Origin of the sequence: Rhizobium sp. CFBP 8752, assembly GCF_014842035.1 — a bacterium.
GTDB lineage: Bacteria > Pseudomonadota > Alphaproteobacteria > Rhizobiales > Rhizobiaceae > Neorhizobium > Neorhizobium soli.
This window is the reverse complement of the sequence record NZ_JACYUZ010000001.1, coordinates 1,449,046-1,469,315: the sequence shown is the minus strand read 5'-3', so window position 1 is coordinate 1,469,315 and position 20,270 is coordinate 1,449,046. Positions and strand designations below refer to the sequence as shown.

The window sequence follows — 20,270 nt, the reverse complement described above, 5'->3', positions numbered from 1 at the left end:
CCGGGATTTCTTGACTTTCCGGCATTTTGGTCCTATGTCGCGGGCCAGTTGTCGTACGCCAGTTACCGTCGGCACCGGATCACTTCCCCGAATTGCAACGGAAACAGATTTCCCTTTGACCACATTCGCTGATCTTGGCCTTAGCCAGAAAGTACTCTCTGCAGTCACCGACTCGGGCTACACCATCCCGACACCGATCCAGGCTGGTGCCATCCCCTTTGCCCTGCAGCGCCGCGATATTTGCGGCATCGCGCAGACGGGAACAGGCAAGACGGCATCCTTCGTGCTGCCGATGCTGACACTTCTGGAAAAAGGCCGTGCCCGCGCCCGCATGCCACGGACGCTGATCCTCGAGCCGACCCGCGAACTCGCGGCACAGGTCGCCGAGAACTTCGAAAAATACGGCAAGAATCACAAGCTGAACGTCGCTCTCCTGATCGGCGGCGTGTCGTTCGACGAACAGGATCGCAAGCTTGAGCGCGGCGCCGATGTGCTGATCTGCACGCCAGGCCGCCTGCTCGACCACTGCGAGCGCGGCAAGTTGCTGATGACCGGCGTCGAGATCCTGGTGATCGACGAAGCCGACCGCATGCTGGACATGGGCTTCATCCCGGATATCGAAAAGATCGCCAAGATGATCCCGTTCACGCGTCAGACGCTGTTTTTCTCGGCCACCATGCCGCCGGAAATCCAGAAGCTGGCCGACCGCTTCCTGCAGAACCCGGAACGCATCGAGGTGGCAAAGCCTTCTTCGACAGCAACGACGGTGACGCAGCGCCTGGTCGCCGCTCACAACAAGGATTACGAGAAGCGGGCAACCCTTCGCGACCTGATCCGCGCGCAGGACGACCTGAAAAACGCGATCATCTTCTGCAACCGCAAGAAGGATGTCGCCGACCTGTTCCGCTCGCTCGAGCGCCACGGCTTCTCGGTCGGCGCGCTCCATGGCGACATGGATCAGCGCTCGCGTACCAACATGCTGGCAGGCTTCAAGGACAACCAGATCACGCTACTGGTCGCCTCCGACGTCGCAGCGCGCGGTCTCGATATTCCGGACGTCAGCCACGTCTTCAACTTCGACGTTCCAATCCATGCGGAAGACTATGTCCACCGCATCGGCCGTACCGGCCGTGCAGGACGGTCCGGTCGTGCATTCACGCTCGTGACAAAATCCGATGCTAAGTATCTCGATGCCATCGAAAAGCTGATCACTCAAAAGATCGAATGGCTGAACGGTGACATCGCTGCCCTGCCGGCACCGATGGAAAGCAGCGACAAGGGTCAGGAACGCGGCCAGGGTCGCGATCGTGGCGGCAAGCGTGGCGAGCGCGACAAGGATCGCGGTCGCGGCAAGCGCGCCGAGCAGACCAGGAGCGTAGAAGCTCCGGTCAAGATTGCAGAACCGACGAGCCAGGATGATCGGAGCCAGACGGAAAATATGATTGAAGCCAGGGTAGAAGACGTAAAGCGCGAACGTAGCGCCGACAGGAAGCCGCAGAACAATGGCGCGCAACGCGCTCCTCGCCCGGCCCCTGCTCCGAATCCTGCCAATGACGACAACCGCGAGCGTCGCCGTCACTACCGCGACCACGATGACGGCCCGACACCAGTCGGTTTCGGCGACGACATTCCGGCATTCATGCTGATCGTCGCCAACGCCAAGGTTTGAATTTGTCCCTGAGACCCGGCATAGACTTTCCCGGCGTCGGCGCCGGGTTGGTCATTCTGCGGGATGATGGGAGGGTTCTCCTCTGCCGTCGCCTGAAGGCGCCGGAAGCCGGTTACTGGAACATCGTCGGCGGCAAGGTCGATAAGATGGAGCCGTCCGCGGATGCGGCACGTCGTGAGGCCGAGGAAGAAACCGGCCTGTCGATCGGCAAAGTTGAGTTTCTCTGCACGACTGAACAGATCCTCCCGGAAGACGCACAACACTGGATCTCCATGATCTACGTCACACGCGATTTCTCCGGCGAGCCACGCTTGACCGAACCGGACAAGCTTTCGGATCTGGGATGGTTTGACCCTACCGATCCGCCAATGCCACTCTCGGTCTTCTCGATCCGCGCATTTGAACATCTTTCCAAAATCTGAACACACAACTTCCAGCCCGCGGCGGACGTTGATAAAACAGCAACGCAAAAAGCCGTCCCGGTTTCCCGGAACGGCTGCCCGTGATGAAACAGCGTTGTATTTTACGTCAGATGGAAACGCACCGACTGCTCGGTAAGCCTGCATCCCCCATTACGATGCCTATTTTAGCGCGAAACCTATTGCCTATTCAATACGCGAAATCTCGCAGTGCCAAAAATATAGGTTACTTGTCGATTTCACTCCGGATTGCGGCCTCGTAGGCCAGTCTTGTCCAATTTGACATGAGGTCGGGGTCCTCAAACGCATCTTCCGGTACCGTCCAGTAAGGCATCATCACGGACTTGCCCTTCTTGCCTTCGTAGCTCCACTGCCGCGCGCCTGCAGAAGCGAACTCAGGCGCGCTCACGGCATCGGCTTTCAGCATCAGTTCGTCGCGCAGCTCGATCGCGACGATGAGGCCCTGATGGTAGATGCCCTTGCCGCCGAACATCCGACGGATGCTGACGGGCCCGAGACCTTCGAACATCTCTTCGATCGCGATAGTATCCATCGTTACGTCCTCAGAACGCCACCTGCAGCAATGACGGCTTCGGGCGTATCCACATCAAGATGGGCTGCCGGACCGATATCGACATCGATCACCGGAAGACCGGAGGTTTCGATAATCGCCCTTGCGCCGACATCGCCCTGCAGGTTCCGTACAGCATCATAGGTGGCGCGCGGCAGAATAACCGGATTGCCGCGCTTGCCGTTGGAGACTGCGCGCACGATCGCCTCGCCACCGGCGTCACCAAAGGCACCGAGCAACGCATCGATATGCCCTGACGTCACGCCCGGCATATCTGCCAGCATGACGAGGACGCCATCTGCTGCCGTTACATCCGGCCGAGTGAATCCGGCAATCAGAGAGCTCGCCATCCCCGCTTCATGGGAGGGGTTGTCTTGGAGACGGACGTCGAGCGATGAAAGCTCGGCCGCAATATCCTGCTGCCGGTGACCGGTGACAACGACCACGGGTGTGGCCTTCGAGGCCAACAGCATCTCGGCGGAGCGGCGCACGAGCGGCACACCGTCAAACTCAGCAAGCAGCTTGTGAAGGCCACTTTCGCCCATGCGCCTGGCCTGACCGGCGGCCAACAGGACAGCCGCAACCGAAAGCGAGACATCGTCCTTGCTCTCGCTGCGGTCCCGCGGCGCAGGCCTTGTCGGGATCTCCATCAAAAGTCCTCCCACACCCAGTGCGGCAATATCGTCCGATGTCGGTCTTTCACCGGCAAGCAGCCGGTGGAGCATCCAGTCAAAACCGTTTTCCTTCGGAGACCGTGCACAACCGGGGGCTCCCAGTACCGTGACACCACCAATATGGCCGTAAACAAGAAGATTGCCGGGATCGACCGGCATGCCGACGCGGATCACCTCACCGCCAGCGGCTCGGATCGCAGCCGGAATGACGTCCTCTTCATCGGCAACGGCGGACGCACCAAACACGATCACCAGCGAAGGCTCGCGACAGTTCCCGAGATCAAGCGCCTGCAGGGCGGCGGTCAGGGCGTCATGCGTATGCGGAATACGGATTTCGCGCACCAGTGTGCTGCCCGAAAGTGCAAGTCGCTGCTCGATGAGCTTCGCCGTTCGGTCCATCACCGACGTCTTCAGCGTCGCAAGCTCCGTTGCAATCAACGTGACAGCATGAGCCTCGAACGGTTTGACCTCAAACGGTGTAGAAGCCCCAAGCAGCGCCACAGCCTTCCCGAGACAATCGCCATCGACAGCGAGCGGAATGATCTTGAACGTTGCGACCATGTCGCCTGCCTTGACCGATACGCGATCCTTGAGACAGGCAAGCGTGATCGACGGGTCCACGCCGTTGAGCGCGTTGACGACGTGCGTGTTGGCGGCGAACAGACCGGCCGTTGCCGCATAAACGTTGACACGTCCCGTTGCTGGCTCCGAAAACGTGAGGTGATCGGGTGCGATTGCGGCGGCCAGCATTCCCGCCGCTTTGTCTTCAAGAACGTCTCCTGCATCGAGCCGCACGCCTATGACGGAAGCGATTCCCTCTTTGCGCAGACGCTCGATGTCATCAGGCGCCAGCCGGTGACCCTTGTGCAGTCGTCCTTGCTGACCTTCAAACCGGATTGAATGGGCAAGCACGATGTTTTTAGCATCACGCAACGGGAAGCTGGCGTATTTCATTCCCTAACCCTGCGTAAGGAGGTCGCGCCGGCGCAACGACCTGACGATGTCGGCAAGTGTGGCAAGCGCAATCTCGGCCGGGTTCGCAGCACCAATGTCGAGACCGATCGGCGCTGAAATCCTGGCAATCTCTTCCACGGAATGTCCCATATCCTTCAGTCGATCAGCGCGCTTCGCATGAGTCTTGCGGCTACCGAGCGCGCCGACATAAAAACAGCCCGCCTTCAGCGCCTGTGACAAGGGAAAATCATCGATCTTCGGATCATGCGTCAGGGCCGCGACAGCCGTATAGCTATCGAACGGTCGCTCTCTCAGCGCGTCTTCGGGCCACTCCGCGATGACATCGACATCACCAAACCGTTCTTTGGTGGCAAAGGCTGTCCGCGGATCGATGATCGTGAGGTCGTAGCCCGCCACCGGCGCCAGACGGGCGAGCGCCTGGCTGATATGAACCGCACCAATCACGACGATCCTTGGCGGCGGCAGATAGACATTGATGAACAGAATGCGGTTGTCGATTTCGACGCTCGTGGCCTTGCCGCTGCGCATCGCGTCCGCGATGGCGGCACCAAGCGGACCCTCCGGAACCGTTTCCTCGGAAACAAGAGAAATTTCGCCCGACGCAAGGTCGGTTATTGTCGCCGAGGCCCGTCTTTCCTGCCGGGCGCCGTTGAGACGCGCCAGATCATCGAACTTCATCGGCCGAGCCTTTCCACATAGACGCGGATCTTGCCGCCGCAGGAGAGCCCGACTTGCCATGCCGTCTCATCGGCAACGCCGAATTCCAGCATCTTCGGCGTGCCTGACGAAATCACCTCGATCGCCTCCGTAATCACCGCACCCTCGACGCAGCCGCCCGAAACGGAGCCGACGAAATTCCCCTCGCCATCGATCGCGAGATGGCTTCCTATCGGACGTGGTGCAGATCCCCAGGTCTCGACGACGGTTGCGATCGCCACGTCGCGGCCGCTTTCGGCCCAATTCTGGGCGGTGACGAGTGGATCAAGACTGGATGTGACGGTCATCGGTGCCTTTCAGACGGCAATTTTCGAAACACGCATCGGCGCGTTGTGACGATATGGAAGCCTCACCCGCGCTTTTCCACGTCTGCGCGCAGTTTTTATCGTCGTGACGCGATTCTCTTTGACCGGTCGGATGGGAAAGCTAAATGTGCTGGAACGCAAGCCGCAATGAGTTAAGGGAAGGCATGGACATTCGCACTTTGATATCAGCCGGCCTGTTTGCCTCATTCCTCGCTGCTCCGTCTGCATCGGCCGCGATCATCGGCGTGGTCGCACCGAAATCGGGTCCATACGCCCTCCTCGGAGCCCAGATCTACCAAGGCGCCCGTGCGGCCGCCGAGGCCAATGGCGATACGCTGGTGGAGCTGGACGAGAGCTGTGACGAGAATGGCGGGCTCGCGGTATCGAAGTCTCTGACGGATGCAAAGGCCAGCGCGGCCATCGGCTTCCTCTGCGTGGAAACGCTGACGACGGCGATGCCCGCTCTGAAGGCCGCCGCTATTCCAGCCGTTTCGGTCTCGGTGCGGTCGAAGATCCTGATGGAGGATGCACTTCGCAACGACTGGCCGTTTTTCCGTCTGGCACCGACCGAAACCGCCGAAGCGGATGCTGTTGCAGCTGCCATCCTATCCCGCTGGAAAGCCGAGCCGATCGCATTCATCGACGACGGCACGATCTATGGCCGCGAGCTCTCAAGCGCCGTGCGCCAGAAGCTGGAACCGTCAGGCATCCGCCCCGCGTTCACCGACGTGTTCAGGCCAGGCCAGGAGCAACAGATCGCTCTCGTCCGCCGCCTGGCAAAGGCCGGCGCGACCCATGTCTTTATCGGTGGCGACCGAAACGATACCGCCATCATCGTTCGTGATGCTGCGGCAGAACGCGTTTCCCTGACAGTCATGGGCGGAGATGCGCTGCGTGCCGCAAACCGTCCTGTTGGCCTTGCCAACGGCGTGCTCGCGGCAGCCCTTCCGGATTACGCAGTTGCGCCTGAAGCTTCCACCGCCGTCACGCAACTACGCGCAGGCAATGTCGAGCCGGAAGGCTACGTTCTGCCCGCTTATGCGGCAACGGAACTTGTTCACCGGGCGGTGACCGAGACGTCCAATGGTCGTTCCCTGACCGACACTCTTGCGGCAGGCTCCTTCACGACCGCGATCGGTCCTGTCGCCTTCGGCCCGGACCACGAATTGAAGCAGAACCCGTTCCGTCTGGTGGAGTGGCAAGGTACGGACTTTGTGGAGATCGGGCCCGCCACCGACTGATGGTCTGGCCAGGCGATTGTTCCTGTCGCCACGGGATGATAAAGCCTCCCTCAAACCGGAGACCCATCCCATGACCCTGCCGATCCGCATCGCCCCGTCCATTCTTGCCGCCGATTTTGCCAAGCTTGGCCAGGAAGTCATCGACGTCGTGCAGGCGGGCGCTGACTGGGTGCATCTCGACGTCATGGACGGGCATTTCGTACCCAACATCTCATTCGGACCTGACGTCATCAAGTCGCTGCGACCGCATACCGACGCGTTCTTCGACTGCCATCTGATGATCGCGCCGGCGGATCCCTTTCTCGAAGCCTTCGCCAAGGCCGGCTGCGACAGTATTACCGTCCATGCCGAATCGGGTCCTCATCTGCATCGTTCCCTGCAGACGATCCGCAGCCTCGGCAAGAAGGTCGGCGTGACGCTTAATCCGGCCACGTCGCTGTCGTCGCTCGAAAACGTGCTCGATGACGTCGATCTGATCCTGATCATGAGCGTCAATCCCGGCTTCGGCGGCCAGAAATTCATCCCCGCCATGCTCGACAAGATTCGCGCGACGAAGTCCCTGATCGGTGACCGCCCGATCGAGATCGAAGTCGACGGCGGCATCACCGCAGACACGATCGGCGCTGCGAGCGCTGCCGGCGCCAACGTCTTCGTTGCTGGCTCCGCCATCTACAAGGGTGACGGCATCGACGCCTATCGCACCAATATCGAAGCACTGAGAACAGCGGCAAGCGGCGCGCGCTAACCATCCGGCGCCCTCTTTCCTGCAAACAAACCCGAAGTTATTGAGCTTTGGCCCGCTTGTTGCTACAGGCTGGGCAACACTTGACAGGAAAGCCGCACGCTCATGATCCCTCGCTATTCCCGGCCCGAGATGGTCGCCATCTGGTCGCCAGAGACGAAGTTCCGCATCTGGTTCGAAATCGAGGCGCATGCCTGCGACGCGCTTGCCGCGATCGGCGTGATCCCGAAGTCGGCGGCTGAGACAATCTGGGAAAAGGGCGGCAGCGCAACGTTCGATGTCGCGCGCATCGACGAGATCGAAGCCGTCACCAAGCATGACGTCATCGCCTTCCTCACCCACCTCGCGGAATTCGTCGGCCCCGACAGCCGGTTCATCCACCAGGGCATGACATCCTCGGACGTCCTCGACACCTGCTTCAACATCCAGCTCGTGCGGGCGACCGACATCCTGATCGCCGGCATTGATCGTGTTCTTGAAGCCCTCAAGACCCGTGCCTTCGAGCACAAGGATACGGTCCGTATCGGCCGCAGCCACGGCATCCATGCCGAGCCGACCACGATGGGCCTCACCTTTGCGCGCTTTTATGCGGAAATGTACCGCAACAAGACCCGTCTGCTCGAAGCCCGCGAAGAAGTTGCCACCTGCGCAATCTCTGGCGCCGTCGGCACGTTTGCCAACATCGATCCCCGCGTCGAGGAGCATGTCGCAGCAGCGCTCGGCCTGAAGGCAGAACCGGTTTCCACGCAGGTCATCCCGCGCGACCGTCATGCGATGTATTTCGCGGTCCTCGGCGTCATCGCCTCGTCGATCGAAAACGTCGCGATCGAAATTCGCCACATGCAGCGCACGGAAGTTCTGGAAGCGGAAGAATTCTTCTCGCCCGGCCAGAAGGGCTCGTCGGCCATGCCGCACAAGCGCAATCCGGTTCTCACCGAAAACCTGACCGGCCTTGCCCGTCTCGTGCGCATGTCGGTGGTTCCGGCGATGGAAAACGTTGCTCTCTGGCACGAGCGTGACATCAGCCACTCGAGCGTTGAACGCGCCATCGGCCCGGATACGACCGTCACCCTCGACTTCGCTCTCAACCGTCTCGCCGGCGTCATCGAGAAGCTGGTGATCTACCCAGAGAACATGTTGAGGAACATGAACAAGTTCAAGGGTCTGGTCATGAGCCAGCGCGTTCTTCTGGCGCTCACGCAGGCTGGCACCTCGCGCGAGGATGCCTACCGTCTGGTGCAGCGCAATGCCATGAAGGTCTGGGAAGAAGGCAAGGACTTCCTCGAAGAGCTGCTGGCCGATCAGGAAGTCCGGGCCGCCCTTTCCGAGGAAGAGATCCGCGAGAAGTTCGACCTCGGCTACCACACCAAGCATGTCGACACGATCTTCACCCGCGTCTTTGGCGAAGCGTGATACAGGCAGCTTGATATTGAAATCACGCAAACACAGATTAGCGGCATGAAAGCATCCGAAGCCGATATCCTGATCATTCCGGGTTACACCAATTCCGGCCCTACACACTGGCAGACGCGGTGGGAGAATAAACTCGCCACCGCGCGCCGGGTCGAGCAAGCGGAATGGGCAAAACCGGTCAAGGACGACTGGGTCCAAAGGCTCGTGGAAGAGGTGAACGCCTCGACGCGACCGGTGGTGCTCGTCGCCCACTCGCTGGGCGTGGCAACCGCCATCCATGCGATCCCTCTTTTCAAGAAGAAGATCGCCGGTGCGTTTCTCGTTGCGCCGCCCGAGGTCGAGAACCCGAAGATCAGGCCAAAACACCTGATGACCTTCGGCCCCTACCCGCGCGATCCGCTACCGTTCCCGACGCTTACCGTGGCCAGCCGAAACGATCCGTTCGGATCCTACGAGCACGCCGACGATATCGCCGCGTCCTGGGGATCGGTCTTGGTCGATGCAGGGGAATCCGGGCATATCAACGCGGAATCGGGGCATGGTCCCTGGCCGGAGGGTACGATGGTGTTTGCCCAGTTCCTCGGCAAACTGAAGCCCTGAACTCTGCGGTCACGCCGGAATCATGACGCATTTTTCCTGCTAGGCTGGAGCTCTGCCGCATAGCGCGACTGAGTCGCCTGCGGCCTATCCGGTAGAGGGAGCCGGCATAGCTTTTTTCATCGGGATGAAAACCGGACGGATGGCCCCCGCATTGTGAAATGCGATCTTTTCCGATATGGACCCCTCAAACACGATCCATTGCGCCTGCCCCGGGTGCCAACAACGAGAAAACAATCATGAACCGTCGCCGCCGTATTTACGAAGGCAAGGCAAAGATCCTTTACGAAGGCCCGGAGCCAGGCACGCTGATCCAGTTCTTCAAGGATGATGCCACCGCTTTCAACAAGAAGAAGCACGGTGTGATCGACGGCAAGGGCGTTTTGAACAACCGCATTTCCGAATATCTCTTCACACACCTGAACAAGATCGGCATTCCCACGCACTTCATCCGCCGGCTGAACATGCGCGAGCAGCTGATCAAGGAAGTGGAGATGATCCCGCTCGAGATCGTCGTGCGCAACGTCGCCGCCGGCTCGCTTTCGGAACGTCTGGGCATCGAGGAAGGCACCGTTCTTCCCCGCTCGATCATCGAATTCTACTACAAGTCCGATCAGCTTGCCGATCCGATGGTGTCCGAAGAGCACATCACCGCCTTCGGTTGGGCAAACCCGGCCGAGCTCGATGATGTCATGGCGCTCGCCATCCGCGTCAACGACTTCCTGTCCGGCCTTTTCCTCGGTGTCGGCATCCAGCTCGTCGATTTCAAGATCGAATGCGGCCGCCTTTTCGAAGGCGACATGATGCGCATCATCCTGGCTGACGAGATCTCGCCCGACAGCTGCCGTCTCTGGGATATTGAGACGAAGGAAAAGATGGACAAGGATCGGTTCCGCCGCGATCTCGGCGGTCTGGTCGAAGCCTATTCCGAGGTGGCCCGCCGTCTCGGCATCATCAATGAAAACGAGCCGCTCCGCGGGACCGGCCCGGTTCTTGTCAAGTAATTCGGGGGATATTCAGTGATCAAGGCACGCGTGACCGTTACGCTCAAGAACGGCGTTCTAGACCCGCAGGGTAAGGCCATCGAAGGCGCGCTCGGAAGCCTCGGCTTTGAAGGCGTCGGCCATGTTCGTCAGGGCAAGGTGTTCGACCTTTCCCTTGAGGGCACCGACAAGGTAAAGGCCGAAGCAGACTTGAAGTCGATGTGCGAAAAGCTTCTGGCTAACACGGTAATCGAGAACTATACTATCGCAATCGACTAACGGTTGCGGAGTGTGTCATGGCCGACGTCACGAATGAACTCATGTACGAACTGATGAAGCGCGTGCAAGCAGACATATCTGACATCAAAATCGGCCAACGGGATCTGAAGGCAGAAGTGAATGCCATGCGTGGTGCGATGATATCGCTCCATCAGGACATGCATAATATCCACACGGCACTGGCGCGCCACGACCTGCGTCTCGACCGTATCGAAACCCGCCTCGAGCTGCGCGAGCTGTCTGAGGCACAGGCAAGGTTTGAACCGCACCCATGAAGTCCGCCGTCGTCCAGCTTCCCGGCCTCAATCGCGACCGCGACATGATCGCCGCCCTCACCAAGATCTCCGGCCAGGCGCCCGTCACCATCTGGCAGACGGAAACCGAGATCCCTGATGATATCGACCTGATCGTCATTCCGGGCGGGTTCTCCTACGGCGACTATCTGCGCTGTGGCGCAATTGCTGCCCGCATGCCGGTCATGCAGGCCATCAAGCAGAAGGCCGAACAGGGCGTGAAGGTCATGGGCGTCTGCAATGGCTTCCAGATCCTGGTCGAAGCGGGCATGCTGCCGGGTGCACTGATGCGCAATACGTCGCTGAAGTTCGTGTGCAAGGACGTGAAGCTCGAAGTGGTGAATGCCGAAACGGACTTTACCCGCGCCTATGGCAAGGGCCAGATCATCCGCTGCCCGGTCGCCCACCATGACGGCAACTACTTTGTCGACGCAGACACGCTCGCTTCCATGGAAGACAAGGGCCAGGTCGTGTTCCGCTATGCGGAAGGCACCAACCCCAACGGTTCGTTGAGCGATATCGCTGGCGTCATCAACGCGCGCGGCAACGTTCTCGGCATGATGCCGCACCCGGAAAACCTGATCGAAGCCGCGCATGGCGGCAGTGACGGTCGCGGCCTTTTTGCCTCGGCGCTCGACGTGATCGCTGCCTGACCTGTCTCAGGTCTCCGTAGCAGACAATACCATAACCCTCCGGGAACGACATGCAGATCTCTTACCGTACTATGACTGCCATTTCTCTTGTCGCTCTCGGGACCGCGCTCGCGTCCTGCCAGTCGAAACCACCCGTCAAAGCGGTCAGCAACGCATCGGCGCTCGACGTGATGGAAAAGGTTGCCGTTGGCGCCAATCGCTGCTGGTTCCGGTCGGGCGACCCGGCCTTCAAGTCCTACGCGTTCGCGCCGGAACTGACGTCCTTCTCCGGTCGTCCACGCTTTCTTCTGACACGCAAGGGCTCGTCCGATATCCGTCCGCTTCTCGTGGTGCAGGCGGAGGGCAGACCTGCCAAGCTTTCCACCTTCGGCCCGCTGATGAGCGAGCCTGTGTCGGGCCGCGTCAACGCCGATGTGCAACGCTGGGCCGCTGGCAACACCAACTGCTGATCTCGACCGTCAGAAGCCTTCTGTCGATAGCGTAAGCTCCGTACGAGTTTCGCAGACCACTCTCTCCTCAAACGGCAACATAATGCCGATTCGAGGAGAGTAGTTTGCCGCCGATTTCCCTGACACTGCCGGCGCGGATCGCCCTCGCTGCACCCTTGGCATTCCTGTCCATGGTCGCGACACCGATCGTTGCTGCCGAACAGCTGTTCGACGACGCGCGTTTTGGAGTCCTCACCTCCCTGGACAGCGGTCGCAAGGAAAACGGCGTCTTCCTGACGGGAATGCTCCTCACCGATCCGTTCGGTCGTGAACAGGCGAAGGGCGTTGAGAAGGCCCTGCGGCCACGCCTTCACGTCGGCGGCGAACTCAGCACCACGGGCGAAACGAGCCAGGTCTATGCAGGCTTCTCGTGGACAGTGCCGGTCACGCGCAATGTCTTCGTGGAAGCAGGCTTCGGCGGCGCGCTGCATGACGGCAACCTGGACAGCGGCGACGACCCTCAGCTTGGCTGCCGCGCACTCTTCCACGAATATGTGGCCGCAGGCGTCAAACTTCTCGGAAACTGGCAGCTCCTGGCGCAGGCGGGCCATTCGTCTCACGCCAATCTCTGCGACGGACCAAACGATGGTCTGACCCGCGCGGGTCTGACGGTAGGTTACCGGTTCTGATCTCGGCTTTTGCCTGTGGCGCGCCGGCATTTTCTTGTCGCGCCTCGTCAAGACATAGGCTAAAGAGCGGCGCATATCTCGCTCCGCAACATAGAGAAGATCATGACCATTCCGAACAGCTTCCCGATCACGCCAGAACTCGTCGCATCCCACGGCCTCAAGCCCGACGAATATCAGCGGATCCTGGATCTGATCGGCCGCGAGCCGACCTATACCGAACTCGGTATCTTCTCGGCTATGTGGAACGAGCACTGCTCCTACAAGTCATCCAAGCGCTGGCTGCGCACGCTGCCCACAAAGGGCCCGCGCGTCATCCAGGGCCCTGGCGAGAACGCCGGCGTGGTCGATATCGATGACGGCGATGTCGTCGTCTTCAAGATGGAGAGCCACAACCACCCGTCCTATATCGAGCCCTACCAGGGTGCGGCGACGGGCGTCGGCGGCATCCTGCGCGACGTCTTCACCATGGGTGCACGGCCGATTGCGGCCATGAACGCCCTGCGTTTCGGTGCCCCTGACCACGCAAAGACAAAACACCTCGTCTCCGGCGTCGTTGCCGGCGTCGGTGGTTACGGCAACTCCTTTGGCGTGCCGACGGTCGGCGGCGAAGTCGAGTTTGACGAACGCTACAATGGCAACATCCTCGTCAACGCCTTCGCAGCCGGACTTGCAAAATCCGACGGCATCTTCCTGTCGGAAGCCAAGGGCGTTGGCTTGCCCGTCGTCTATCTCGGCGCGAAGACAGGCCGCGACGGTGTCGGCGGCGCCACGATGGCATCGGCCGAATTCGACGCCGATATCGAGGAGAAGCGCCCAACCGTTCAGGTCGGCGACCCCTTTACCGAAAAGTGCCTGCTGGAAGCCTGCCTCGAGCTGATGAAGACCGGAGCCGTCATCGCCATCCAGGATATGGGTGCCGCCGGTCTCACCTGCTCGGCCGTCGAGATGGGTGCCAAGGGCGGCCTCGGCATCGAGTTGCAGCTCGACCAGGTCCCGGTGCGCGAAGAGCGCATGACGGCTTATGAAATGATGCTCTCGGAAAGCCAGGAGCGGATGCTCATGGTGCTGGAGCCTTCGAAGGAAGAAGTCGCCAAGGCGATCTTCGTCAAATGGGGCCTCGATTTCGCAATCGTCGGAAAGACCACCGACGACCTGCGTTTCCGCGTCATCCATCAGGGCGAGGAAGTCGCCAACCTGCCGATCAAGGAACTGGGCGACGAAGCACCGGAATACGACCGTCCCTGGATCCAGCACAACCCGCGCCCTGATCTGCCGGCGGCAGACGTTGCAGCCCCGACGGATTACAACGATGCCATTCTGAAGCTGGTCGGCTCTGCCAACCAGTCCAGCCGCCGCTGGGTCTGGGAACAGTATGACACGCTGATCCAGGGTAATTCGCTGCAGCGCCCCGGCGGCGATGCCGGCGTCGTGCGCATCGAGACCCATCCCACCAAGGCGCTCGTCTTCTCGTCTGATGTCACGCCGCGCTATGTCGAGGCAGACCCGTATGAAGGCGGTAAGCAGGCGGTTGCCGAATGCTGGCGCAACATTGTCGCAACCGGCGCCGAGCCGCTCGCGGCCACTGACAACCTCAATTTCGGCAACCCGGAAAAGCCTGAAATCATGGGCCAGCTCGTCGGCGCCATCAAGGGCATCGGCGAAGCGTGCCTGGCACTCGATTTCCCGATCGTCTCCGGCAACGTGTCGCTCTACAACGAGACCAACGGCGTCGCCATTCTGCCGACCCCGACGATCGCAGGCGTCGGCCTTCTCCCCGACTGGCAGAAGATGGCAAGGATCGGCTCGGCTGGCGACGGCGACGTGCTGATCATGATCGGTACCGATGGCAGCCATCTCGGCTCTTCGATCTACCTGCGCGACATCCTCGGCTCGACTGAAGGCCCGGCGCCGACCGTCGATCTGTCCGCGGAACGCCGCAACGGCGACTTCGTCCGCTCGGCGATTCGTAACGGCCATGTCAGCGCCTGCCACGACATCTCCTCCGGTGGCCTGGGTCTCGCCCTCGTCGAAATGGCGATGGCGTCCGAAAAGGGTATGACGGTCAGCCTGTCGGAACAGCGCGGACCAGCGCATGCTCTCCTGTTCGGGGAAGACCAGGCGCGTTACGTGATCGCCGTTCCCGCTGACATCGCCAATTTCCTGCAGGCCAATGCCGAAGGTTCAGCCGTGCCCTTCCGTCAGCTTGGCAAGGTAACCGGCGATCGCGTCGTCATCGACGATATCGTCGACATCACCGTTCAGGATCTGACCATCGCGCACGAAAGCTGGTTCCCCTCCTTCATGGCGTGAGTCACGGTTAGGGCAGCTTGGATCGATCCAAATCCTCTAGCAATCTGGATTTGAGGTTGTTACCTCTTTGACCGGAGGACGGCTTTCAGGCAGTCTTTCGGTCAAAGCATGCCGCGATATGAGTCTGCGGCCGAAGAAGAGGAAGACACCATGCCCATGCGTCCCGGCGATATCGAAGACATGATCAAAGCCGGAATTCCCGGCGCCAAGGTCACGATCCGCGATCTGGCGGGCGACGGGGATCACTATGCCGCAGAGGTCGTGGCAGACGCGTTCCGCGGCAAGAGCCGCGTCCAGCAGCATCAGATGGTCTACGAAGCGCTGAAGGGCAATATGGGCGGCGTTCTGCACGCCCTGGCGCTTCAGACCTCCGCTCCATCAGAGTAACGGAGCTTCGGGTGCGATGTCCGACCTGATCAAGCAGATCGTTACCAGCGTTGTCGACGATGTCGTCAAGCAGCTTCTGGGCAAGTCGCACGGCCGCACGCCTTCCAAGCGCAAAAAGCGGCAGGCACGTGCTGCCGCGCCCGCAGCCACTAGATCCGCGACCACCGGCAGGTTCACCGCAAAGAAGCCCGGCGCACGATCGAAAGTCGTAAAGCCCGCTAAAAAGCAGACGAGCCGCCGGCGCACCGCCACCAGCCGCAGCAAGCAACGCAGCCGATAACCCTCTGTGCAAGGACATCGGGTCCCTTGCCCCAGGGCAAAAACAGTTTGACACTTCAAGCGGAATTGCGCTGGAATTAGTAAGGTCACCTTGCTATTTAAGGGGCAAGACACCGCAGCGGTCCTTGAAACCGCATGTGAAAGGAAAGATCATGAGCGGCATTCACGACTTCATCGCAAACGAAATCAAGACGAACGATGTCGTTCTCTTCCTCAAGGGCACGCCCCAGTTCCCGCAGTGCGGCTTCTCGGGCCAAGTGGTCCAGATCCTCGATTACCTCGGGCTCGACTATAAGGGCGTGAATGTTCTTGCCGACGCGGAAATCCGCCAGGGCATCAAGGACTACTCCAACTGGCCGACGATCCCGCAGCTCTACATCAAGGGCGAATTCGTTGGCGGATGCGATATCGTCCGCGAAATGTTCCAGTCCGGCGAGCTCAAAACCCATATCGAGGAACAGGGCATTACCGTCCGCGCAGCCTGATCCGGCTTGATATACTCTCCAAAATTTTGAAGGCGCCGCTCCCACGGCGCCTTTCCCATTCTTTAGGAAATCACTGTGACAAATCCTTCACATCCCGTTGTCCCAAAGCTGCAAGGCATGGGAAGGGCACAATTCATTGCCATGATGGCCGCCCTGATGGCACTCAACGCCCTCGCCATCGATATCATGCTTCCCGGACTACAGCAGATCGGCGCGGCACTCGGCGTCGAGAACGAGAACCATCGGCAGTATGTCGTCTCGGCCTATCTGTTCGGCTTCGGCATCGCCCAGCTCTTCTATGGCCCGATCTCTGACCGTTTCGGTCGCCGCACGCCGCTGCTGATCGGTCTCGGTATCTACATCGTCTCCGCGATCGCCGTCGTGTTCGTACCCTCGTTTGCCGGCCTGCTCATCCTGCGCTTCATCCAGGGCATCGGCTCGGCTGCGACCCGCGTCATCTCGGTCTCGATCGTCCGCGACGTGTTCGGCGGTCGCGCGATGGCGGAAGTCATGTCTCTCATTATGATGGTATTCATGATCGTTCCGATCATCGCGCCCGGAACGGGACAGCTCGTGCTGCTGTTTGGTGACTGGCACCTGATCTTCGTCTTCATCGCCGTCGTCGCAATCATTGTCACGATCTGGGTTGCCCGCAAGCTGCCCGAAACGCTGGATCAGGCCGATGTCCGCCCGTTCACGGTAAAGTCCATCGTTGCCGGCTTCCTGATCGTGCTCACCAACCGCATGGCGCTCTGCTACACGCTTGCGAGCACCTTCATCTTCGGTGCGCTGTTCGGCTTCATCAACTCGGCCCAGCAGGTCTATGTCGGCATCTACCAGCTCGGCGTCTGGTTCCCGGTGGCGTTTGCTGCGGTCGCTCTGTTCATGTCGATCTCGGCCTTCCTCAACTCCCGTTGGGTCGGCAGGCTTGGCATGCGCAAGCTGTCGCATGCCGCCATCATCGGTTTCGTCGTCGTCACGTTCCTATGGCTGATGGTACAGCTGCTGTCATCCGAACCGATGCCCTTCCTGCTGTTCCTGGCCTTCTTCGCCATGGCTATGTTCCTCTTCGGCCTGATCGCCTCGAACTTCAATTCGCTGGCAATGGAGCCTCTCGGCCACGTGGCGGGCACCGCTTCGTCGGTTCTCGGCTTCATGGGCACGGTCGGCGGCGCAATCATCGGCGCATCCATCGGCCAGGCCTTCGACGGCACGGCAACCCCGATGGTGGCGGGCTTCTTTACCGTCTCGGTCATCGGCCTGATCTTCGTGCTGATCGGCGAAAAGGGAAAGCTCTTCCGGCCCCATAACCACAAGGCCTGACGGTCCATCACGTCAGCGCGAAAAAAGGCCGGAGCGATCCGGCCTTTTTCGTATCCGCTTTGTCTCGAAGGGGTCGGTTCCGGTAGAGAGCGAAATGACACTCTAACGGAGAGAGTCAGCTTTCGGCCCGAAGCGGACAGACGGTATGTGCGGAAGGGTAATACAACGGGATTATCGTCCTTCTATTTTTTGCTGCAGTATCATCCGTGTACCTTCTTTCCTTCGTCGTTCCGCCTTGCCAAGTAGCGGTGACGTAGCGTTTTGAAGGATTGAAATCGATGAACCAGACAGTTTCCAATGTGAAGTCACGAAACATTCTCGTGCTCGGGGCCGGGGAACTCGGCATGCCCGTCCTTCGCAATCTGGCCCGTCGCGCCAAGGGCATTGAAGACGCAAAGATAAGCGTTCTGCTTCGCGCCAGTGCCGTTAAATCAGACCCACTGGCCAAACAGCGCGACGTCACCGAAATCCGCGACTTGGATATCGAGATCGTCACAGGTGATCTGGTCAATAGCTCAATCGATGAACTCGCATCTCTGTTTGCACAGTACGACACCGTGATTGGCTGCGCTGGCTACGCGGCTGGTATTGATACACCGATGAAGTTGGCCAAGGCGGCGTTACAGTCCGGTATTCCGCGCTACTTCCCCTGGCAGTTTGGTGTCGATTTCGAGGCAATTGGTCGAGGCGGTCCGCAGGACATCTTCGACGCTCAACTCGATGTGCGCGAACTCCTTCGCTCCCAGAGCAAGATGGACTGGGTCATCATCTCCACCGGCATGTTCATGAGTTATCTTTTCGAACCGGAATTCGGCGTCGTTGATCTGGAAAAGAACGCAGTCAACGCTCTTGGCAGCTCCGATACCGCTGTCACGCTGACGACGCCCGACGACATCGGCGTGCTCACCGCTGAAATCGTCTTCTACGAGCCGACCATCAGCAACGAGATCGTCTTCCTGGCGGGCGACACCGCCACCTATGGCGAGCTTGCCGACAAGCTGGAGGCGGGTTTGAACCGGCCCTTCAGCCGGTCCGTATGGACTGTGCCCGTCCTTATGGAAGAACTGGCAAATGACCCCCAAAACATGATGCGCAAGTACCGGGCAGCCTTTGGTATTGGGCGAGGAATGGCATGGGACAAGGCAGGCACATTCAACGCGCGCGAAGGCATCAAGGTGACGGATGTGTCCGATTGGATCAACGCGAACCTGAGCGGCAAGTGACATGGCCTCTGAGATGCAGATCAATGGAAGATAACAGACCGGGAGCGCGGTATAGCCGCGCTCCCAATGAGAGTTGATCCGAAACAATATCATTACGAGGTCGAACACCGTGCCGCCGACACCAGCGGAGCGGGCGCATGTCTCGATTGCTAAAACGTCTGCCAGGAGGGCTTTTCTGGCGGACGGGCATCAAAATCCTCGCGTGACGTTCGAAACTGCTCGGAATTCTCCACGACCCACGTCCACAACGGGATCATGCGAATGAGAAGACCCATTCCCAGTTCGGTCAGTTCGTATTCCACCCGAGGCGGCACCTCAACGAGATCGTGACGCGTGACGAGACCATCTCTTTCGAGTTGGCGTAGCGTGCGCGTGAGCATCCGTTGCGTTACGCCGTGCATTCGTTTTCCGATGTCTGCGTGGCGAAGCCTGCCATAGACGCCGAGCGTGTGTATGACGCCGAGCGACCACCGGCTTCCCGCATGGGTGAGAACCTCGCGTCTCACCCCATCGTCGTCCTCGCGAAGACCGTCGCAAACCGCTTGGGAATAGCTAAGAATTTCTTCTCTGGTCATTGCTCTTGCCTCCGGTATTGCTGCCTGTCGTATTACCAGCCTTCCAAGGGCATTTCACCTGTCTCCCCGACGTGTAGGAACGTTCATAAAAGTCGGCAGGGAGATCCGCGTCGTTGGTGTCACCGATGGCCGAGGACATCAGCTGTTGGCGCAAAGCTGTCGAAGACGCCTTTCGGTCCGTTGCGGACATAGAACGGCGCCGCGGGAATGGTCTGCTTTGCCTTCACCACCCGCGAAAAAGCTCGGGGGTGTAGCGCGCTTAAGGCATACGGTGCCCCGATGCGTTTCCGCAACAGCGCTACTCAGCTTTGCTGGTCAGCAATTCGTCGAGCTGGTCCAACTGCTCGGGCAATGCGACCGCCGAGCCCTGCAGGGCCTCCTCAAGCACCTCCTTGGACGGATAGACCTCGTGGAAACGCAACAGCGTCGTGCTGCCCTGGTCCTTGAGGCTCACGGTCGTGACCGCGCCCTCTTCGCCCTCGTCGTTGGTCCAGACAATGCGCTCGTTCGGTACGACCTCGAGATACTTGCCATGAAAGGCCATGGTATCGGAATCGCCGCCAGCACCGAATTCCAGCCGATACTTGCCGCCGGTACGCACGTCCATGTCGCACGATACAAGCGATAGGCCGGGGACCGATTTTGGCACCCACCAAGCCTGGAACATCTCGGGCTCACTCCACGCCCTGAAAACGGCGCTCGCCGGCGCATTGAATGTCCGCGTGACGGCCAATTCGCGATCGCCCCTACGCTCCAATGATGTCACGTCAACTTGCTGATTCATCGGTTACCTCCCGTTGCATGGTACTGATGAGTTCATTCAATGCTTCGAAGCGGGCCTCGAGAAGCTTTCGATGCGCCTCTACGCACTCGGCCTCCGCCTCAAGTCCGTGTCTCGCAAGCCTGCAGGTTCTCACCCGTCCGATCTACTCGGTGACAACGAGCCCCGCTCGTTCGAGAACCTGGATATGCTTCCGCATGCCGCCTTCCGGCACCAAAATACACGAGGGTTCAACGAGGACAACGGAGTTGGCTTACGG

24 protein-coding genes and 1 pseudogene are annotated in these 20,270 nt (G+C 60.0%); 18 read left to right on the top strand and 7 right to left on the bottom strand.

From position 1 onward, the window contains the following. Positions 1-115: 115 nt before the first annotated feature. Complete coding sequence (locus IFT59_RS06970) at positions 116-1,669, top strand: DEAD/DEAH box helicase (RefSeq protein WP_062456700.1); 1,554 nt, start codon at positions 116-118, stop codon at positions 1,667-1,669. After that, positions 1,666-2,091 (top strand): NUDIX domain-containing protein, encoded by a 426-nt coding sequence (locus IFT59_RS06965; protein ID WP_192086437.1) that lies wholly within the window; start codon positions 1,666-1,668, stop codon positions 2,089-2,091. Before IFT59_RS06970 ends, IFT59_RS06965 begins: the two co-directional genes overlap by 4 nt. A 223-nt stretch (positions 2,092-2,314) precedes the next feature. Here the strand turns inward: IFT59_RS06965 and IFT59_RS06960 are convergent, their stop codons facing one another. From IFT59_RS06960 to IFT59_RS06945, 4 genes are read right to left on the bottom strand one after another with little or no spacing between them, the layout of a single operon-like run. Beyond that, on the bottom strand, positions 2,315-2,641 hold the full coding sequence (locus tag IFT59_RS06960; RefSeq protein WP_192086436.1) for a TfoX/Sxy family protein: 327 nt from the start codon (positions 2,639-2,641) through the stop codon (positions 2,315-2,317). Positions 2,642-2,643: 2 nt separating this feature from the next. Further along, the gene (locus IFT59_RS06955) at positions 2,644-4,287 is read right to left on the bottom strand and encodes an NTP transferase domain-containing protein (RefSeq protein WP_192086435.1); all 1,644 of its coding nucleotides are present in this window, start codon (positions 4,285-4,287) and stop codon (positions 2,644-2,646) included. Between the two features lie 3 nt (positions 4,288-4,290). Further along, entirely contained in the window at positions 4,291-4,986 is a 696-nt protein-coding gene (locus IFT59_RS06950) for an XdhC family protein (RefSeq protein WP_192086434.1), read from the bottom strand. Beyond that, on the bottom strand, positions 4,983-5,312 hold the full coding sequence (locus IFT59_RS06945) for an XdhC family protein (protein WP_062456684.1): 330 nt from the start codon (positions 5,310-5,312) through the stop codon (positions 4,983-4,985). Before IFT59_RS06945 ends, IFT59_RS06950 begins: the two co-directional genes overlap by 4 nt. Before the next feature lie 197 nt (positions 5,313-5,509). On the opposite strand from IFT59_RS06945, the gene IFT59_RS06940 reads away from it, so the two are divergent. From IFT59_RS06940 to IFT59_RS06865, 16 genes are all read left to right on the top strand, one after another. Continuing rightward, entirely contained in the window at positions 5,510-6,571 is a 1,062-nt protein-coding gene (locus IFT59_RS06940) for a branched-chain amino acid ABC transporter substrate-binding protein (protein ID WP_446737830.1), read from the top strand. Positions 6,572-6,641: 70 nt separating this feature from the next. Beyond that, positions 6,642-7,316 carry a ribulose-phosphate 3-epimerase gene (gene rpe, locus IFT59_RS06935; RefSeq protein ID WP_192086432.1) on the top strand — a complete coding sequence of 225 codons (675 nt, stop codon included), beginning with the start codon at positions 6,642-6,644 and terminating at the stop codon, positions 7,314-7,316. Between the two features lie 102 nt (positions 7,317-7,418). Continuing rightward, on the top strand, positions 7,419-8,726 hold the full coding sequence (gene purB / locus IFT59_RS06930; protein WP_192086431.1) for an adenylosuccinate lyase: 1,308 nt from the start codon (positions 7,419-7,421) through the stop codon (positions 8,724-8,726). 45 nt (positions 8,727-8,771) lie between these two features. Then, complete coding sequence (locus IFT59_RS06925) at positions 8,772-9,326, top strand: RBBP9/YdeN family alpha/beta hydrolase (protein WP_092660851.1); 555 nt, start codon at positions 8,772-8,774, stop codon at positions 9,324-9,326. Between the two features lie 236 nt (positions 9,327-9,562). Next, positions 9,563-10,327, top strand: coding sequence for a phosphoribosylaminoimidazolesuccinocarboxamide synthase (gene purC / locus IFT59_RS06920; RefSeq protein ID WP_062456672.1), 765 nt, complete (start codon positions 9,563-9,565; stop codon positions 10,325-10,327). Between the two features lie 15 nt (positions 10,328-10,342). Next, complete coding sequence (gene purS, locus IFT59_RS06915) at positions 10,343-10,585, top strand: phosphoribosylformylglycinamidine synthase subunit PurS (RefSeq protein ID WP_062456669.1); 243 nt, start codon at positions 10,343-10,345, stop codon at positions 10,583-10,585. A gap of 17 nt (positions 10,586-10,602) precedes the next feature. Next, the gene (locus IFT59_RS06910; RefSeq protein WP_062456667.1) at positions 10,603-10,860 is read left to right on the top strand and encodes a hypothetical protein; all 258 of its coding nucleotides are present in this window, start codon (positions 10,603-10,605) and stop codon (positions 10,858-10,860) included. Beyond that, positions 10,857-11,531: a phosphoribosylformylglycinamidine synthase subunit PurQ gene (gene purQ, locus IFT59_RS06905; RefSeq protein ID WP_062456665.1), complete on the top strand. Its 675-nt coding sequence runs from the start codon at positions 10,857-10,859 to the stop codon at positions 11,529-11,531. Before IFT59_RS06910 ends, purQ begins: the two co-directional genes overlap by 4 nt. Positions 11,532-11,581: 50 nt before the next feature. Then, complete coding sequence (locus tag IFT59_RS06900; RefSeq protein WP_174196610.1) at positions 11,582-11,980, top strand: hypothetical protein; 399 nt, start codon at positions 11,582-11,584, stop codon at positions 11,978-11,980. Between the two features lie 104 nt (positions 11,981-12,084). Continuing rightward, entirely contained in the window at positions 12,085-12,648 is a 564-nt protein-coding gene (locus IFT59_RS06895) for an acyloxyacyl hydrolase (RefSeq protein WP_249407509.1), read from the top strand. A 102-nt stretch (positions 12,649-12,750) separates the two neighbouring features. Next, entirely contained in the window at positions 12,751-14,958 is a 2,208-nt protein-coding gene (gene purL / locus IFT59_RS06890; RefSeq protein WP_192086430.1) for a phosphoribosylformylglycinamidine synthase subunit PurL, read from the top strand. A 150-nt stretch (positions 14,959-15,108) separates the two neighbouring features. Continuing rightward, positions 15,109-15,345: a BolA family protein gene (locus IFT59_RS06885; protein ID WP_062458029.1), complete on the top strand. Its 237-nt coding sequence runs from the start codon at positions 15,109-15,111 to the stop codon at positions 15,343-15,345. 16 nt (positions 15,346-15,361) lie between these two features. Next, positions 15,362-15,625: a hypothetical protein gene (locus IFT59_RS06880; protein ID WP_192086429.1), complete on the top strand. Its 264-nt coding sequence runs from the start codon at positions 15,362-15,364 to the stop codon at positions 15,623-15,625. A gap of 151 nt (positions 15,626-15,776) precedes the next feature. Further along, positions 15,777-16,109, top strand: coding sequence for a Grx4 family monothiol glutaredoxin (gene grxD / locus IFT59_RS06875; protein WP_062456655.1), 333 nt, complete (start codon positions 15,777-15,779; stop codon positions 16,107-16,109). Positions 16,110-16,226: 117 nt separating this feature from the next. Further along, positions 16,227-17,432 carry a multidrug effflux MFS transporter gene (locus IFT59_RS06870; RefSeq protein WP_192087128.1) on the top strand — a complete coding sequence of 402 codons (1,206 nt, stop codon included), beginning with the start codon at positions 16,227-16,229 and terminating at the stop codon, positions 17,430-17,432. Positions 17,433-17,710: 278 nt separating this feature from the next. Further along, complete coding sequence (locus IFT59_RS06865) at positions 17,711-18,655, top strand: aromatic alcohol reductase (protein ID WP_192086428.1); 945 nt, start codon at positions 17,711-17,713, stop codon at positions 18,653-18,655. A gap of 149 nt (positions 18,656-18,804) precedes the next feature. Here IFT59_RS06865 and IFT59_RS06860 read toward each other — a convergent pair whose 3' ends face one another. The 3 genes and pseudogenes from IFT59_RS06860 to IFT59_RS23355 form a co-directional block, all read right to left on the bottom strand. Further along, positions 18,805-19,230: a winged helix-turn-helix transcriptional regulator gene (locus tag IFT59_RS06860; RefSeq protein ID WP_062456648.1), complete on the bottom strand. Its 426-nt coding sequence runs from the start codon at positions 19,228-19,230 to the stop codon at positions 18,805-18,807. A gap of 298 nt (positions 19,231-19,528) precedes the next feature. Continuing rightward, positions 19,529-20,014: an SRPBCC domain-containing protein gene (locus IFT59_RS06855; RefSeq protein WP_192086427.1), complete on the bottom strand. Its 486-nt coding sequence runs from the start codon at positions 20,012-20,014 to the stop codon at positions 19,529-19,531. Continuing rightward, a pseudogene (locus IFT59_RS23355) lies at positions 19,998-20,213 on the bottom strand (ArsR family transcriptional regulator); the annotation flags it as partial. The gene IFT59_RS06855 and the pseudogene IFT59_RS23355, both read right to left, overlap by 17 nt. Between the last annotated feature and the right edge of the window lie 57 nt (positions 20,214-20,270).